This window comes from Streptomyces sp. HPF1205, from assembly GCF_020400825.1.
In the GTDB taxonomy this organism is placed as follows: Bacteria; Actinomycetota; Actinomycetes; order Streptomycetales; family Streptomycetaceae; genus Actinacidiphila.
On sequence record NZ_JAINVH010000009.1, the window covers coordinates 131,230 to 146,909 of the forward strand.

Genomic DNA, 15,680 nt, shown 5'->3' on the forward strand with positions numbered 1-15,680 from the left:
CGCGCAAGGTACGGGGACGCTGAGTGCAGCCTGCGGTGCCGGGGCGCGGGCTGCTGTCCGGGTCAGGTGGCGGGCTGGTCGTCCGGCTGCTGGGCGGCTTCGTGTTCGGCTTGTTCGACTTCGCGGCGGGCGAGATCGGTGAGGAGCGCGATCATGGTGGTGAAGTTGCGGACATCCTTGCAGCGGCCGAAGGCATATACCGCGGAGGCGAACTCCTCGAACTGCTCGACGGGGGCGACGCCGACCAGGTCGGTGCCGTTCGCGATGGCGGTGACGGCCGCCTTGAAGTCGTCCATCTGGTGCGGCAGGAACATCAGCGTGGCGGCGCGCCAGTCGAACTCGCCGTGCGGGATGGCCAGCTTGGTGTCGTCCGGCTCGACGGTGGGCAGCTGGGTTTCGTCCAGGCCGGTGGCGATCAGGTCGTCCACGTTGTCGATCATTGCGACGAGCTGGGCGAGGACGTCCTTGTCGGGGTTGCCGTGTAGTTCGTTGTGGGCGATCTGCTTGGCGATGACCTCGGAGCGGCGCATCGTGCGGGTGTCGATGATGGCGGGAATGCGCTGGAGGCCAGCGGCGCGGGCCGCGCGCGAGCGGTGGTGGCCGGAGATGACCTCGATCGGGCCGGTGCCGCCCGGCTGGTGGCAGTAGGGCAGCGATTCGACCATGCCGCGCCGGCGGATGTTGCCGGTCAGCCGCTCGAAGTGGCGGGGCTGCATCACCTGGGCGTTGATGTCCTGCTCTCGCAGTGAGGTGACGTCGACCCAGCGGATGAACAGGTCATCGCCGATCTGCATGACGTCGGCCGGGGGACTGGTGGTCGACCAGTCGGCAGCGGTGCCGCCGGGGTCAGCCGCACCGGCCGGCTCGGCTGGCAGGTCCTGCTCCGGGGCGGTCACTTCTTGGTCTTGCTGCGGCTTGCGCGCCATGCCTGCTCCTTGGCGAGGAAGGTGGTGAGGGTGATCGGGAGGTCGTGGCTGGACCAGTCGGCGCGGTACGACAGCTTGTAACCGTCCGGGTGCTTCGCCCTGGACTCCAGCTTCATCAAGCCGCGCAGGCCCTTTGCTTCGGGGTGCCGGGTGTACTCGACGGTGACCAGGCCGTTCGACGCGGCCAGCAGGATCTCCGAGGCGCCGGTGAACACGAGCTTGGCGGTGTCACGGCGCAGGGCGAGCATCGTCGCCAGGCGGGTCAGCCGCAGCTCGTGGTGCGGGGCGCCGAACGCGAACCGCATCAGCAGGTGCGTGGTGTACTTCGTCGCGCCCGGGTACGGGCGGGTCATGGTCTCCGCGCCGTAGCCGATGACGCCGGCCACGAAGCCGTCGACGACGACGAGCATGTTGTACGAGCCGGGCGCGGCGGCCAGGCGGTGCATCCACAGGTCCCGGTAGTAGTCCACCTCCGCGCCCTTGGCGGGGATGACCTCTACACGGGACCGGTCGGTGACCTGGTAGTCCGGCGGGATGATCGGTAGGGAGGTAGGGGCGGTGGACCGGGACATGCCCAGGGCGACCTTGGGCCCGCCGGTGAGGGCGAAGATCTCGTCCGGGCGGTTGGAGATGACGAAGGCGCGGGCGACGTCGCCGAGCGGGTGGGCGAACACCGGGCGCGGGTGGGCGGCGATGCCGGAACGCTCCTCCTGGAGGAACATCAGCAGCGCGGCCTTGCCCTCCATGCGGTCGGCCAGCCGCTTCATGTCGACCTCCGGGTCGAACACGGAGTAGCTGGGCTCGTTCCATTCGATACGGCCGCCGGTGTCGAAGAACTTCTCGAAGCCGGCCTTGTACGTCGGGGGCGCGGCGATGATGATCGCGTGCGGGTCGTCCTCGGCCTCCGCGATGTGGTCCCACATGCACTTCGGCTCGAACCGGATGCCGGGGAGGCGTTCGGCGATCTGCGTCAGCGACCCGACCAGGCGCGCCTTATGGTCGGCCTCGTGCTCGATCATGTCGGTGACGAGGTTGGTCCAGTAGTCCACCTCCGGTTTGGCCTGCATGCGGGCGAGCCAGTGCACGTACAGCAGATGCGCGGCCTGCTCGGCGGGCGGCGCGTCGGGCAGTTCGACGGGTTCGCCGTCCAAGGTCATGCCCAGGGCGGCCAGGTCGCCGCCGGAGACGTACGTGCCGACGATGCCGGTGTAGAGGGTGACGTCCGAGGTCTCCATGGAGGCCGGGGGGATGCCGGCGTTGGCGGCGACCAGGGCGGCGGCGAAGGAGCCGACGCCGACCTCGACGTAGCGGGTGTACCTGTCGCGGGGGAGCTTGTTGAAGACCTGCCGGTAGAAGGCGCGGTCGGGGGCGGAGGAGTTCCCGGCGAACAGGACGCCAGGGGCGGCGAACCCAGCGGGCATGGGCGTTCCAAAGGGGGGATGCGGTTCGCTCGGCCCACAACCAGCAGCGTTCGGGGGCACAGGGTAGCTGCTGGGCTGATCAGTACAACGGCGCCGGCCCCCGCCCTGGCGCTGGGGTGAGGGCCGGTCATGTCGTGATCAGGTCGCTGAGGTGCTATCGGGTGGTGCTGGGTCGGACTCCTGTCCGTCCCCGTCGGTGTTCGCTGAGGGGCGGGCAGATGGGACGTCTCCTTGAGGTGATTCAGGGGCGGGCGGCAACTCGTACCAACCGCGCTGGACGCGAAGGTACTCGGCTTCTGCCCGCCGCATCTCTGCCTGCGCGCGGATGACGGCCGCTTGGCCTTCCAACTGGGCCCGGAGCACTGCGGCCTGTCCTTCCTGCTCGGAGGCTTGGCGCGCACCCATGTCCCTGGCTTTGGCACCCATGGCGCGGATGATGCGGGGGACCGCTGCAATCACTGCAACGATAAGCGCGGGAAGGCCGACTGCAGCGCTGACGATGGCTGGCGCGTCCGAGGGCCCGAGACGTCCATGGGTGTCGAGAGAAGCGAGTACAGCCTTGAGGCCCCACAGGCCCAACGCCAGGAAGGTGATGAGCCAATACGCCTCGATGGTGGGGAGCCGTCCAGGTAGGAGCGTGTGCCGCCACCGCCCCGACTGCCGACCATGTTCCTCCGGGGGGCGCTGTACGTCTGCCTCGTAGGTCGAGCGAGGGTATAGGCGGCGGTAGCTGGCAACGAGCCCTATGAGGATCCACAGACTGAGAAGAACCGAGCCAATGACTCGGGGCAGCACCCCGATGTAGACCAACTGACCGAGCGCCACCGCGAAGCTAATTGCCATCAGTTCAGCTACGTCGAACGGCGACGGGTCAGAATTTGGGTTCTGCACGAGCACCAAGGGTGCCCTATGGGCGCGGTTGTCGGCAGGCGGTGACGGGAACCGGCGGCAAAGTTGTCACCTGCTCCAGTCATCGCTCCTGCGGAAGGCTTGTGGACCGCGAGGGAGGACTCGAACCTCCAACCTCCGGCTACGAGGGCCGGTGCTCCATCCAGTCGAGCTGCTCGCGGGGGTGGCTGCTGCCGGAATGGTAGCAGTTAGTCCGGTCTGGCCTGGGTTGTTCCGCGGCAGGGCCGAGGGCCGGGGTGCTGGTGGCTCCCCGACCCTCGGCCCCGCCGCCGTGGCAGCCGGTCAGAACAGTGTGGTGTCCGCGGTTTTGGCGGGCTCGGTGCCCAGTTCCGGCACGGTCCAGCCGTACTCCTCCTCGAACCACTTGGCCGCCCAGCGCCGGTGGCACGCCTCGCCCTTGTTGACGTCCTCGAAGCACAGCAGAACGCCGGTCTGGTCGGGGTGGGCCTGGGCAATCGCGGTCAGATCGGCCAGGATCTCCTCGCGGTGGGTGACCAGCCGCTCCCGGTACACCTGGCGCTCCACCGGGATGTCGTCGATGTCCTTGTAGGGGGGCTTGAACAGTTCGTGCGGGGCCAGCGAGCTGACCCGCAGGAACTCGTAGCGGACAAAGCGGGGCCGGCCCACGGTGATGCCGATGGGGATGCCGTGCTCGGGCCGCCAGTTCTGGTAGCGGCTGGTGGCCAGCGGCATCGGCTGAGCGGGCTTGCTGTCGGTCATGTGAACTGCCCTTTCTGGTGGGAGTTGTCCTGCAATCATCATTCACCGGTCTATCTGGTTTATCCTTTTTGCCCCAGTCAAATTGGATACGGGGTGGAGCCCGGGCCGGCTGGGGTCGTTGCCGCCTGCGGTCAGGCGGCCGTCTCGGTGCTGTCGGCGGCTTCGACGGCTTGGGCGTCCGGGGCGACCCGCAGCGCCCCGGCCCTCACCTGGGCGACGGCCGCGGCCTGCCGGATGTTGGTGGACGCCTTGGCCGCGACCGTCTTGAGGTGGTCGACCTTGAGCCGGTTGCCGGGGATGCCGCCGTGTGCGCCGGACAGGAGCAATGCCAGCTCGGCCGGGTCCATGGCGGCGATCTCGGTCAGAATCTCCCCGGCCACGCTCAGCCGGTCGATCTTGCGGACGAGCTTGGCCCGCTCGGTGGCGACGCGTTCGCGCTCGTCGACCGGCACCTCCAGTTCGCCGAACATGCCCTCCTGCATGTCCGTGCTGGTGTGGGCGGCCTCCTCGGCCAGGACCAGCAGGACGCCCTGGCTGGCTGCGGCCTGCTCCTCGCTGCGGACCTTCTGGCAGAACGCCTCCGCGTCGCGGGGGCCGGAGAAGAGGCCGCGGGTCCAGCGGGCCAGGAAGGCGTTCTGGTTGGGCTGGCTGACCTGCGCCACGTACCAGGCAAGGCCCACCGGGATGTGGCCCTTGAGGAGCGCTTCCTGCACGGCGGGCACGAGCTTGAGGAGGGACAGCCGCAGGTCCACGTGGTTCCAGCTCTTGCCGCAGACGCTGGCGACCTTCTCGATGCTGTAGCCGAAGTCGATGAGCCTCTGGAAGCCGCGGGCCTCCTCCAGCGGGGTCATGTCGGCCCGGCCGACGTTCTCGGCCAGAGAGCGGGCGAAGGTGTCGGCGGTCTCGGAGCCGCCTTCCAGACCGTGGACGATGACCGCCTGCATCTCGGTGAGGCCGGCGAGCCGGGCCGCCCGCCACCGGCGCTCGCCCATGATGAGCGTGTACCGCTTGGTCGCCGGGATGTAGCGGACGCTGATCGGCTGGAGCTGGCCGAGTTCCTTAATGCTGTCGGCCAGTTCCTTCAGCTTGTCCGGGTCGAAGACCTCGCGGGGCTGCTGGGGGTCGCGGTCGATGCGGTCGGTGGGGATGGTCCGCAGGGACGTCCTGACCTGCTCGGTCGCTTCGGGTCGCTTGTCGTTCTTCGCGGGTGGGGCCGTCTTCTTCGCCGGCGCCTTCGCGCCCGCCTTGCCCGGGGGCTTGGCCTTGCCGGTCTTCTTGGGGTCCGCGGGGGTGGTGGCGGTCATCGTGCCCTCCGTGGTGGCTGGTGGTTTGTGATCTGTCGTCATCATTCCGCAATAACAACCGGATTAGCCTCATTGACCAAATAAATTTGGTCAAAGGTCTCGTCGAGTAAACCGCAGGTCAGGCATGGTTTCATCGGCGAACAGCGCTTGCTGCTCTGCGGGTTCCGTGACCGGCTGCGCCACTTGCGGGGCGCGGTGGTCCAGGTGCCTGGCCACGGTCCAGCCGGCCCAGTCCGGGAGCCTGCGGCGGCCGCGCCCGTCGCGCGGGATGCCCAGAGCCGAGACGTCGAGGATGAGCAGGCTGGGCCGCACCCGGTGCACCGTGCTGTCGAGGTACACCCACACCTCGCACCGGTCCGTGCCCGGAGCGGTCAGCATCGCCAAGTGGTGGATGTCGCCCCAGCCGGGATGCAGTCCACCCGGGCGGACCCAGCACCAGGTGCCCGGAGCGACGTCGCCGGGCCCGCCGGGGGTGTGCCGGTAGGGCGGCTTCTGGCGGCGCCGGCGGGCGGGCTTGGGCGGGTAGTAGTGACTTGGCGGGTAGTGGGGGTGGGCCTGGTGGTACTCGTGGGCCTCCTTGGCGGCTTGGGCGAGGAGGTCGGTGGAGGTGTAACAGCGCGGCCCCACGTGCCAGCGGCGCGGCCCGTGCTTCTCCCAGTAGCTGACGGAGCCGCACGAGCACCGGCCTGGCGACAGGTGCTCGGTGGCGGTCTCGCACGGCCAGCTGGTGCCGCACGTCCGGCATGTCGGCTCGTGGTCGAGGCTGCGGGGCAGGTGGGCGTCGGGCAGGCGCAGCGGGCGCGGGAACCAGGCGGATGCCATCGGGACCTCCTTCGGGCGGTGGGGGTGATGTGCGTGAGGTGGGGGAGTGCTGCCTGCCTTCCGGTGCCGCGGCCGCTCACACCGCGGGGGCGGTCCGGTTGAGGACGTCGATCGCGTGCCGCAGGTCGCGCACGCCCTGCACGGTGACCGCGACGGGCACCTCCAGCCGGGCCGCGTCCTCCTCGGCCACGACGATTTCGGTGACACCGCAGTCCAGGGCGGTGCGCACGCTGCCGGTGAGGCCGCGCACGGGCCGGACCGCGCCGTCCAGGCCGAGTTCGCCGAGCAGCGCGGCCTCCTCGAGGACGGCCGGGTTCAGCTGCCCGGCAGCCGCCAGCACGGTGCACGCCAGCGTCAGGTCCGCGCCGGGGCCGGTCGGGGCGTTGTCGTGGGCGGCGAGCATGATGCGGCCGGCGGGCCAGACAAGACCGGAGTTGAGGACCGCGGCACGGATCCTGTCGCGGGTCTCCCTGGAGTGGCGGACGTTCGCGCCGTCGAAGGTGAAGGCGCCCTCGCCGGGGGTGAAGCAGGCGGTCACCGTGGTCATGCCGTCGGGGGCCGGGTAGTGGCCGCGGGCGGTGTGCTGCGGGCCGGCCGCCGTGTCGGGCAGCGTCTTGTACAGGTACGGCCGCCCCTTGGCCGACAGCGACCAGGCGGCCTCGCAAGTTCCGCGCCGACCGAAGCCGAGGGCGTCGTGCAGCATGACGTCCACGGCCGCCACGATCGGGTCGGGCAGGCCGCGGCCGGCGCTGGCAGGCGCGTACCAGAGGGTGGAGCCGGTGGCGTCCGCCACCTCGTGCAGCTCGCCCTCGTCGGCGTCGATGACGATGACGGCCGCGTCGGGCAGCGACGAGCGGATGAGGCGGGCGGCGCAGTGGAGAGTCGTCTTCCACAGGTCCCGGCGGGCCTGGCGGGCGCGGGCCAAAGCTGCGTCGCAGGCGGCGTTCAGGGCGTTCAGGTCGGCCACGGTGGCGGGCAGGTCGGTCATGGGGGCGGTCCTCTCATGGTGGTGGCGGTCCTGGATGGCGATCCCTGGGTGGGCAGCACGCCGGGTAGCCGTCGTGCTGCCCGCTCACGGGCGGCCGGGTGTCAGTGCCGGGCGGACGCTTGGATGCCGAGCCGGTGGTCGAACCCGGCCGCGCCCGTGCCGCTCTGGAAGTCGTGCCACCAGGCCGTTAGCTCCTCCTCCATCCGGTGGTTCTGGCGGAACCGCTCGTGGGCCAGTTCGTGCGGGGTGGCTCCGCAGGCGCCGCATCCGTAGCTGCCGCCGCCCCAGGTGAGGCGCTGCGTCTCGGGGTGCGTGCAGCGCTGTCCGTCCCGTCCGGTCATTTCGGGTGCCTCCTAGTGATTGGTGGTGTGTTGTCCTGCATTCATCATTGACCAAGTCCCCCGGTTTAGCCTCATTTATCCAAATAAGTTTGGTCAACGAGGGGCAAGAGTGGCGGTCAGGCGGCCGTGGCGAAGTCGGCGCGGGCGGGGTCGGCGTAGCGGCTGATGTCCTCGCCGGTGATGCACTCGGCGAGCGCGCAGATCAGGATTTCCGCGGCGGGCGGGGTGACGGCGTTGCCGAGCTGGCGGACCTGCTCCCGCTTGGTGCCGAGAATCTCGTAGTCGGCCGCGAACGCCATCGCCGCCTGGATCTCGTGCGGCTGCAGCATCCGGAAGAGCACGTCCTCGATGCGGACCCGGCCGGTCACCAGGGCGTACCGGTCACGGGTGCTGAGCGCGCCGACCGGTTCGCTCACGGGGCGGGCGGTGCCGGTGCCGTAGTAGGGGACGAGGAGGTCCAGCATGTCCTGGCCATCGGGGGTGACCAGGCCGTGGTGGTTGCCGGAGGCGCACACGGTGGCCAGCGGGTCGGCGGTGGAACGGGCGTCGCTGCCGCCGCCCCGGATTTCGGTGATGAACGGCAGCCACGCCAGCCCGGCCTCCGCGCGGGTGGTCTGGGTGGCCAGCGGCTCGTAGGCGGTGCGGGCGTTCTTGCCGTCGCGTCCGTCGCAGGGCACCAGCAGCGGCGGGACCACCAGCGCGTCGTTCCCCCTCGTCGTCCTGGTCGGCATCGGTTCGAAGATGCTGGTGGCCGCCTCGCGCCAAGTGCCGCCCGTGGGGACGAGGAGCGGGCGGGCGAAGCGGTCCAGACCGGCCTGGATACGGCGCAGCGTCTTGTCGGCCAGCGGTGTCTTGCGGTCGCTGATCCGCGTGCCCTTGATGCTCCAGTCGATCGCGGCCAGCGCGGGCAGCACCTCGGGCTCCACGATCTGCCGCCCGCACGCCGTGTTCGGGCAGCGGTAGTCGTACTGCTGCTTGTACCGGCCCATGTCGATGCCGGGCCGCCGCCACGTCTGGACCGCCTGCACCCAGGTGCCGCAGCCGCTGCACCAGGCCCGCGGGTTCAGCCACTTCGCCCAGGTCGGGGAGCGGCCCAGACCCTTGTGCCAGTACGCCAGGTACAGGCGGTCGCGGGACTGCGGGGCCCGGCGCACGCTGCGCGGGTCGGCGTGCATGCTGTTCAGGGCGATCAGCCGGGTGCGGTAGCCCATCGTGTGGAACTCGGCCAGCCAGCGGTCCCACTCGAACCACGACCGGACGTCGACCACGTTTTCCACCACGCCCGCTTTGACCATCCGGCCGCGGTCCATGCAGCCGCGCAGGTAGAGCGGGATCTCCTCCATCAGTGCCCGCGAGGCCTCTTCCTCCTGCGTCGGGCCGCTGTCCTGCTCGCCGGCCTGGAACTTCTCCTCCTCCAGTTCGGCATACAGGTCGAGGAGGTCGCCCTGCACGGCCTTGGCGAACGACCGCTTCTTGCCCTGGGCGATGCTCCACTTGGTGCACTCCGGGGAGCCCCAGTGGATGTCGGTGACGGGCCAGGACCACACCGGGGCTTTGCGGATGTCACCGATGTAGTGGGCGACGTCGCCGAAGTTGCGCTGGTGGGTCTCCATGGCGCGCCGCCAGTGGTTGGCGGCCCTGGTGACCTTCACACCCGGGACGGCGTCCGCGCCCTGCGTGCTGCCGCCCGCGCCGGCGAACCAGTCCATGACGGTCAGCTCGGTGCCGTCGTGCTTGTACGCCTTGGCCCGGCCGGCGTGGCGCTTGGGCCGCCGGGCGGGGCTGGAGGCGGTCGCGCAGGCGGTGGAGGGGGAAGGCATTCGATCTGCTCCGTTCCTGGTGGGTAGTGGTGTCGTCCTCATTCATTGACCCGGCACATTTGGATACCTTGTTATCCAAATTGATTTGGTCAAAGAATCGACAAGAAAGCCGCAGGTCAGGCGATGGCGAACAGGTCGAGCTGCCGCGGCTGCCGCTGGAGCCAGCCATGGGTGGGCAGCGGCCCGCCCGGCTCGCCGTCCAGGATCACCAGCACCGTCCGCATCTGGGTGCCGGAGACCTTGAACGAGTTGTCGGGCAGCGGCTTGATCTCCCCGTCCGCGCGGGCGATCAGCTCACGGAACTCGCGCGTCGCCCGGTCGGTGTGCCAGGTGATGTACTCCGGCATCACCGCGACCAGCGTCCCGTCATCGGCCATGAAGCCGAGGGCGTGCATGACGTGCTCGATGGCCGTGGCGAACGGCGGGTTCATCACCACCAGCCGGTAGCCGGTCTCCACCGCCAGCGGGTCGAGGTCAAGGAAGTCGCCCTCGGTGACGCTGCGCGCCGCCCCCTGCTTGCGCAGGGCCTGCACCCGCCGGGTGTCGATCTCGACGCAGTCCACGATGCCGCCCCGGCCAGTGGCCGGACCGGCGATCGAGCCGGTGCCGGCGGACGGCTCCAGCACCGTCGTGCCGGGCTGGATTCCGGCGTGCTCCAGCACCTCATGCACCACCGGCGGAGGGCTCGGGTACCAGGCGCGGTCATACGTCGACGGCCACTCGCCCGCGGCCAGGCAGGCCGTCAGGAAGCTCTCCACGTGGAAGGGGAAGACGTGGGCGCGTACGGCCTTGCGTCCGTCCCACCGGCCGCCGACGTCCACGAGCATCCGGTTCACCCGCATGTAGAGCAGGTCATCGAGGTGGAACGGGATCTGTACGCGGTCGCCACTGATGATCGTGCGGTCGTCGGTGAGAACGGCCAGAACGTCGCCGGGGATCTGCATGGGTTCCTCCGTGGGTGGGTTGTGGGCGCTGCCCGCCCGGGGCGGCCGGGCGGCGCCGTCGGAATGCCGGGTGAGGGTGATTCAGGACGCGGCGGCCAGGTCGCGGGCGGCGGCCTCGGCAGCGAGGAGACTGGAGAAGTGGCCGCCGAGCCAGCGGTCGAGCAACGCGGTCTGGGCGCCGGGGGTGAGTTCGGCGATGCGCTCGGCCAGTTCGACGGGCAGCTTTTCGTCGCGGAGGGCCTGTTCGGCGGCGGGGCAGAGGGTGAGGAGGCGGAGACGGTTCTCGACGTGCTCGGCGCTGACCCCGCACTTGGTGGCGACGTCGGACACGTCGTGCCAGGCCGCGAGCCGGAAGAACAACTGCGTCTCTTCCAGCGGGCTGCACCGGCCGCGGGCCATCCGTTCGGCGACGGCCGCGGCGAGGACGCCGGGGACGTTGTACGCGGAGTCGTTGAGGACCAGGACCTTCACGACGCCGTCGCCGCGCCGCCGGGCTTCGCGCAGGGCGGTCTCGCCCATGACGAGGACGTAGCCGCAGCGGCTGGGTACGTATCGGACGACGATGCGGTCACCGGCGACCGCGTCGACCAGGTCGTCGAAGTCGACGGCGTCCAGGCGCTGGCCGAGTGGCGCGGTGTCGGTGTGGATGTTGCAGGTGGCGATCAGGTAAGTGCTGGCGGGCACCGGCGTCTCCTTCGTGCGTGCGGGCATGGCTGAAAGCGCCCGCCCGCCGAGGAGGGCGGGGCGCTGTGGGTGGGTCGGGGTCAGTGGGTGGGCGCCTGCTGGGCGTCGAGCAGGGCGCGGGCGGCAAGGCGGGCTTCGGCCCAGGCGTGGATGAGGGCGACGCCGGCGTCGGCGGCGGCCTCGCCGGGGGCCTTGCCGCTGTCGAGCCCGTCCGCGTACCGGGTCGCGAGTGCCGTCAGGGCGCTGTCGCTGGTGAAGGTGGCGACCAGTTCCTCAAGGTCCAGGTGCGGCCACTGCTCATGGAGGGTGCGCGCGGCGAACGCGGCGATCTTGCCGACGGCTTCGCCGAGAACAATGGCTGAGAGGGCGGGCCGGTTGTCCATCGCTACTCCCTGGTGGTTGGGGATGGTCACACCTTCATCCTTGTTCCCGCCTCTCTGTTTAACCTCCATTGTCCAAATTGATTTGGATATCGCGAGGATGGTTTAGTGCTGCTCGCTGAAGAGGCCCGACTGCCCGCCGGGCTCGGGAGCGGGAGGGTCCTGCGGGGCGGGCTGGATCGGGCAGGTGATGCCGCGGCCCGGCGATCCGGTCCAGCCGCTTCGGAAGGCATGGCCGCGCGCGGCCAGCAGCTCGGTCACCGCGGTCAGCAGGGCCTCCGACCACACCGACTCGGTGAACTTCCGGCCATCCGGCGCGGTGACCGTCTCCGGCTCGTAGCCTGGGTGCGGCCGGCCGCATCCGTCGAGCCAGATCACCACCGCCTCGGTGGCGTCCCACTGGCATTCGACGCGGACCCGCTTGGGCGTCTTCGGGTCCGAGTGGCGCTTCGTCTTCGGAACCGCGGCCAGGGCCTGGCGAATCGACTCGGCCGGTGCCGCCTCGGCCGCCTGCCGGGCCGCCTTCGCCCCCGGGACCTTCCCTTCGGCGAGGAAGGCCCGCATCGCCTCGCCCGGGCAGCGACCGCCGACCTGGGTGTAGTCCGCGGTGTGCGTGCCGACCCGGCCGCCCTGAGTGGCGTCCTCCAGCGTGACGACCGGGGAGGAGCGCCGCAGGTTCCACGCCACCGAAAGCGACTTGGGGTTGACGCGCCGCACCTCCAGCCAGGACCCGATGTACAGGACGAAGTCGCCGGGCACGAAGTCCTGCGGCCCCCACAGCTTCACCCCCTCTGCCTTGGCCTTGGCCACGAGGTCTTGCCAGTGGGCGATCTCGTCGCACAGGTCGAGATGGTCGAAGTCCAGGCGGGCGAGCCGGTCGACCAGTGCCTCCGGCGGCACCGGCTCGCCTCGCTCGGCCGCACGGACCGCGGCGTCGACTGTCCGCTCCAACTGGCGCTCGACGTCCCGTCGCCGGGCGCCGAGGCGTTCCAGCCGGCGCAGCGTGACCCGCGGGTCTTTGCGGTGTTTCTCGTAAGCCGCGGGGGCCTCCGCGCGACGCTGGAAGTAGTCGGCTGTCTTCTGCTCGGCGATGGCCTGGCCGTCGAGCCGGTGCATGCGCTCCAGGTCGCGGCGGTGCCGCCCCTCCGAGTGGTGCCCGATCTTGATGGGCTCGCCCTGCAGAACGTGGCCGATGCGGCGGCCGGTCTCCCACTTGGCGTCCGACGACGCCTGCTTGCGGCCTGCCGCATCGTTGTACCATTCGGCGCGCCGGTCCGCCCGCTCGTAGCGTTCGGCTTCGGCCTCGGCGAAGGAGCGGCGGGTGGTCTCGTCAATGTCGAGGGTCACCGCGTGCCCGGCGGCCTCCAGGGCGGCCTGTGCGCGGCCGATGCGCCAGGTGTCGGCCCGCTTGTCGCGGGAGTGCCGCAGGTAGATGCCAATCGACCGGGAGTACCGGAAGCCGTGCGGGGCGACCAGCTGGTAGACGCCGTCGCCCTTGCTGGAGCCGTCGAGCAGCGTGCCTTCGGCCCGGGTGTGGGTGATGGTGATGTCGGCCATGGCCGTGCCTCCTTGATGGGTGTCAGCGCCGGTCCTGGACGGCGTCGGTGTGGATGCCGAGGAAGTCGGCGAGCGCGGCGGGGCCGGTGAAGGTGTGCTCGCACGCCAGCAGCAGGTCGTCGTCCGGGCCGCCGATCTCCACCTGGGTGTCGTAGAGGGTGATGGAGATGTGGCTGAGGCTGATGGCGGCCCGGGCGGCCAGGGCAAGGAGCTGGTCCGCGGTCGGGTGGATCGTGTCGTCGTCGGGCTGGTCGGTCATGGTCGTCGTTCCTTCCGGTGATGGTGGGCTGGCCCGGCGGGCGCCGGGCCAGCGGGGGTCAGTCCGTGTACATGTCGGTCGCGGCCAGGAAGTCGCGGTAGCCGGCGAAGCGCTGCCGCTCGATCTCGTTGGTCATCGCGCACGAGGTCTGGGCGTCGCCGGTGGAGAGGAGCTGCCGGGTGAGGCGCTTGCGAAGCCGGTTGAACGCGGTGGCGAAGTCCTCGCCCTCGGCGTCTTCCAGGAGCATCCGGTAGGGGAGGGCCTGCCCTGCGGCCCTGGCCGCGTGGCGGTAGTCGCTGCCGTCGACCAGCCTGCTCGTGTCGGTCAGGCGGGCGGCCAGGTCTTCGCGGGCCTTCTTCTCGCGGGCGATGGCCTTGTTGGCGAGGTCGGTGAGGATGGTGATGGTGCTGGCGTCCATTTCGGGCCCCCTTGGAGGGTTGTTGGTGGTTGTTGTGACACCTTCATCATTGACCAAGTGCCTCAGGTTACCCGCGATAGCCAAATTGATTTGGTCAAAGAATCGGCAAGCTAGCCGGCCAGGCCGCTGTTTGTGTCGGCCGTTGCGAACAGGTCGAGCTGTTCCGCGTCGGGTTCGGCCGCCGGGGGCGGCGGCAGCTCCTGCGGCCTGCGGGAGGAGCGCGGCAGTTCCGGTTTCGGCTGCGGGTGGGCGGCATCGGCCCGCAGGTCTGCCACCACTGCCGGGTGCAGGCGGTGTTCCCCGATCTCCTGCGCGGTGGGTACCCGGCCGGCCTGGCGCCGCTGGAAGCGCAAGCGGACGCCGTTGACGGCCGCCCACGCCGCCCGCATCCGCTCCTCGCGGTCCTTCCAGGCGTGCAGCCGGTCCACCGCCTCGTAGAACGCCTCCCGGTCCGCGCGCCGTTGCTGCTCGTCCTCGCGGGCGCGTTCGGCCAGCCGAGCCTCCTGCTCGCCGCCGAGCAGGGGTCGCAGCCGCTCCCGCCATTCCTCCTCGCGGGCCTTGGCGGCCGGTGCTGGCCGCCACCGCTTCCACACCGCGACCGCCTGACGGCCGTCCCCGGTCACGCGCACCGGCCGGCGGCCGAGCGCGTCCGGTTCGCCGAGGGCGAGGAAACCGGCTTCAGTCAGCCGCGGTAGCCGGTGACTGCTGACGGCGCGGCCGGGCTGTACCGGGGCGGACAACTTGCGCAGTGTGCCGTCCGGGTAGTGGTACAGGCATCCGGCCGCGGCCGACGCCATGACGGTGGCCTGTCCAGCCGACCAGCCGAGCGTGCGCGCCTGGGCGCGCTGCAACCGCAGCTCTTTCGGGTCCGCGGCCGGTGCGGGTGGCGCCGGTTCCTCGAGGGCGGCCGGCCGCCGCGCGGCGGAGGGAACTGGCGTACCCGCGTGCCGCTGTTGGCGACGACCGCGTGCGGGCGGGGCTTGTCCTCGTAGTACACCGAGACGTGGAACGGGAACGGGCCCGCGGCCAGGCGCGCTTCGATGTCGTCGGCGCGGGCGGCGATAGTCTCGTCCGCGTGCCGGGTGAGTGTGACAACCCAGGTGCCGGTGCGCTCGCCGTGGCGGTACTCGCCTTCAACGCGAAGCCCTTGCCACGGCCCTGGGTGAGGCCGAGGTCGCGCACGACGCAGGCGACCGCGACGGACGGGGTGCGCCGTGCGGGGACGGGGACCATGGGAACTCCCTTCGGGACGGGTCGGGACCCAGCCCCCGTGGTGGGGGGAAGGGCCGGCAGGTCACAGGAGGCGCGTGGCGGACATGGCGGCTTCCACGATGGGCATGGTCTGCAGCCAGGTCGCCACGACGCAGGCGGACATCTCGCAGCCGTCGCCGAGGACGCCTGGGATGCACGCCCGGCCGCTGTCCGGGGGGAGCTGGACTGTCCACTCCGAGCCGGCGTAGCGGACCTTGGTGCTCAGGCCGAGGTCCGTGCGCTGCCAGTCGGTGGCGCCGGCGGCCGCGGTGAAGATGGCGTTGATCCCGTTCTGGTCCATAGCTGTCCCTTTTTTGCTGGTTGGTGGCGACATCTTCATCATTGACCTCCCACTTCCGGGTAACCTCCGTTCTCCAAATTGTTTTGGATAGTGCGGGAATGGTTATGCGCGGCCGTCGCGGATCACGGCCAGGAACTGCCGCTGGTAGCCGATGCCCAGACCCAGCGGGGGCGCGTCCGCCAGCGGCCACACCGCGCGGCACGCCTGGACGTAGGAGCGGCCGGCGAGCACGGTGGCGTCGGCCCGCGCGAAACCCAGACGCCGCGCCTGCTCGCGCAGCTCGCCCGCGGTGATGCTGCCCGGGCCGCCCAGGCGCACGTCGTACGGGGCCAGGATGCGGGCCAGGGGCACGAAGCCGTGCAGGCCGGAGAGGATGAGGAGGAACCCGCCGCGGGCGGTGAGCTATTCGGCCGCCACACGGCAGGAACGGTGGTACTGGCCGGCGTACAGCTCGGCGGTCGGTGCGGGGTGGCCGAGCTGGGAACTGAACTTGGACTCCCTGGTGTCGGTCGGCTCTTGGTGGCGGTGTGAGGGTCGGAGATCACCGAGTCTTGCTGGCTCGGGTTCAGGACGGTGGCTGCAGCCAGCGCCGCGCCAGAGCGAGATTCACCTCGGCGTTATCGCTCCAAGAGCAG

17 protein-coding genes and 1 tRNA gene are annotated in these 15,680 nt (G+C 70.5%); all 18 read right to left on the reverse strand.

Going from position 1 to position 15,680, the window contains the following annotated elements:
- Positions 1-62 precede the first annotated feature (62 nt).
- Positions 63-926, reverse strand: a complete 864-nt coding sequence (locus tag K7G61_RS12905; RefSeq protein WP_225846911.1) for a ParB/Srx family N-terminal domain-containing protein — start codon at positions 924-926, stop codon at positions 63-65.
- Positions 893-2,347: a hypothetical protein gene (locus K7G61_RS12910; protein ID WP_225846912.1), complete on the reverse strand. Its 1,455-nt coding sequence runs from the start codon at positions 2,345-2,347 to the stop codon at positions 893-895. Before K7G61_RS12910 ends, K7G61_RS12905 begins: the two co-directional genes overlap by 34 nt.
- Positions 2,348-3,340: 993 nt before the next feature.
- Positions 3,341-3,417 (reverse strand) — tRNA-Arg (locus K7G61_RS12915).
- Between the two features lie 121 nt (positions 3,418-3,538).
- Positions 3,539-3,976 (reverse strand): hypothetical protein, encoded by a 438-nt coding sequence (locus tag K7G61_RS12920; protein ID WP_225846913.1) that lies wholly within the window; start codon positions 3,974-3,976, stop codon positions 3,539-3,541.
- 131 nt (positions 3,977-4,107) lie between these two features.
- On the reverse strand, positions 4,108-5,280 hold the full coding sequence (locus tag K7G61_RS12925) for a ParB/RepB/Spo0J family partition protein (protein WP_225846914.1): 1,173 nt from the start codon (positions 5,278-5,280) through the stop codon (positions 4,108-4,110).
- A 90-nt stretch (positions 5,281-5,370) separates the two neighbouring features.
- Entirely contained in the window at positions 5,371-6,102 is a 732-nt protein-coding gene (locus tag K7G61_RS12930; RefSeq protein ID WP_225846915.1) for a hypothetical protein, read from the reverse strand.
- A 76-nt stretch (positions 6,103-6,178) separates the two neighbouring features.
- Complete coding sequence (locus tag K7G61_RS12935) at positions 6,179-7,090, reverse strand: magnesium chelatase domain-containing protein (RefSeq protein ID WP_225846916.1); 912 nt, start codon at positions 7,088-7,090, stop codon at positions 6,179-6,181.
- A gap of 101 nt (positions 7,091-7,191) precedes the next feature.
- A complete protein-coding gene (locus tag K7G61_RS12940) occupies positions 7,192-7,431 on the reverse strand; it encodes a hypothetical protein (RefSeq protein WP_225846917.1) in 240 nt (79 codons plus the stop codon).
- A 116-nt stretch (positions 7,432-7,547) separates the two neighbouring features.
- On the reverse strand, positions 7,548-9,251 hold the full coding sequence (locus K7G61_RS12945; protein ID WP_225846918.1) for a DNA cytosine methyltransferase: 1,704 nt from the start codon (positions 9,249-9,251) through the stop codon (positions 7,548-7,550).
- Positions 9,252-9,367: 116 nt separating this feature from the next.
- Positions 9,368-10,195 (reverse strand): class I SAM-dependent methyltransferase, encoded by an 828-nt coding sequence (locus tag K7G61_RS12950; protein WP_225846919.1) that lies wholly within the window; start codon positions 10,193-10,195, stop codon positions 9,368-9,370.
- 81 nt (positions 10,196-10,276) lie between these two features.
- Positions 10,277-10,879 carry a hypothetical protein gene (locus K7G61_RS12955; protein WP_225846920.1) on the reverse strand — a complete coding sequence of 201 codons (603 nt, stop codon included), beginning with the start codon at positions 10,877-10,879 and terminating at the stop codon, positions 10,277-10,279.
- Positions 10,880-10,959: 80 nt separating this feature from the next.
- Positions 10,960-11,292, reverse strand: a complete 333-nt coding sequence (locus tag K7G61_RS12960; protein ID WP_225846921.1) for a hypothetical protein — start codon at positions 11,290-11,292, stop codon at positions 10,960-10,962.
- Between the two features lie 72 nt (positions 11,293-11,364).
- The gene (locus K7G61_RS12965; RefSeq protein ID WP_225846922.1) at positions 11,365-12,816 is read right to left on the reverse strand and encodes a DUF3560 domain-containing protein; all 1,452 of its coding nucleotides are present in this window, start codon (positions 12,814-12,816) and stop codon (positions 11,365-11,367) included.
- 22 nt (positions 12,817-12,838) lie between these two features.
- Positions 12,839-13,075 (reverse strand): hypothetical protein, encoded by a 237-nt coding sequence (locus tag K7G61_RS12970; protein ID WP_225846923.1) that lies wholly within the window; start codon positions 13,073-13,075, stop codon positions 12,839-12,841.
- A 58-nt stretch (positions 13,076-13,133) separates the two neighbouring features.
- Positions 13,134-13,493 carry a hypothetical protein gene (locus tag K7G61_RS12975; protein ID WP_225846924.1) on the reverse strand — a complete coding sequence of 120 codons (360 nt, stop codon included), beginning with the start codon at positions 13,491-13,493 and terminating at the stop codon, positions 13,134-13,136.
- A 110-nt stretch (positions 13,494-13,603) separates the two neighbouring features.
- Complete coding sequence (locus K7G61_RS12980; protein WP_225846925.1) at positions 13,604-14,344, reverse strand: hypothetical protein; 741 nt, start codon at positions 14,342-14,344, stop codon at positions 13,604-13,606.
- A gap of 443 nt (positions 14,345-14,787) precedes the next feature.
- A complete protein-coding gene (locus tag K7G61_RS12985) occupies positions 14,788-15,045 on the reverse strand; it encodes a hypothetical protein (RefSeq protein WP_225846926.1) in 258 nt (85 codons plus the stop codon).
- Between the two features lie 102 nt (positions 15,046-15,147).
- The gene (locus K7G61_RS12990) at positions 15,148-15,396 is read right to left on the reverse strand and encodes a hypothetical protein (protein ID WP_225846927.1); all 249 of its coding nucleotides are present in this window, start codon (positions 15,394-15,396) and stop codon (positions 15,148-15,150) included.
- Positions 15,397-15,680: the final 284 nt, after the last annotated feature.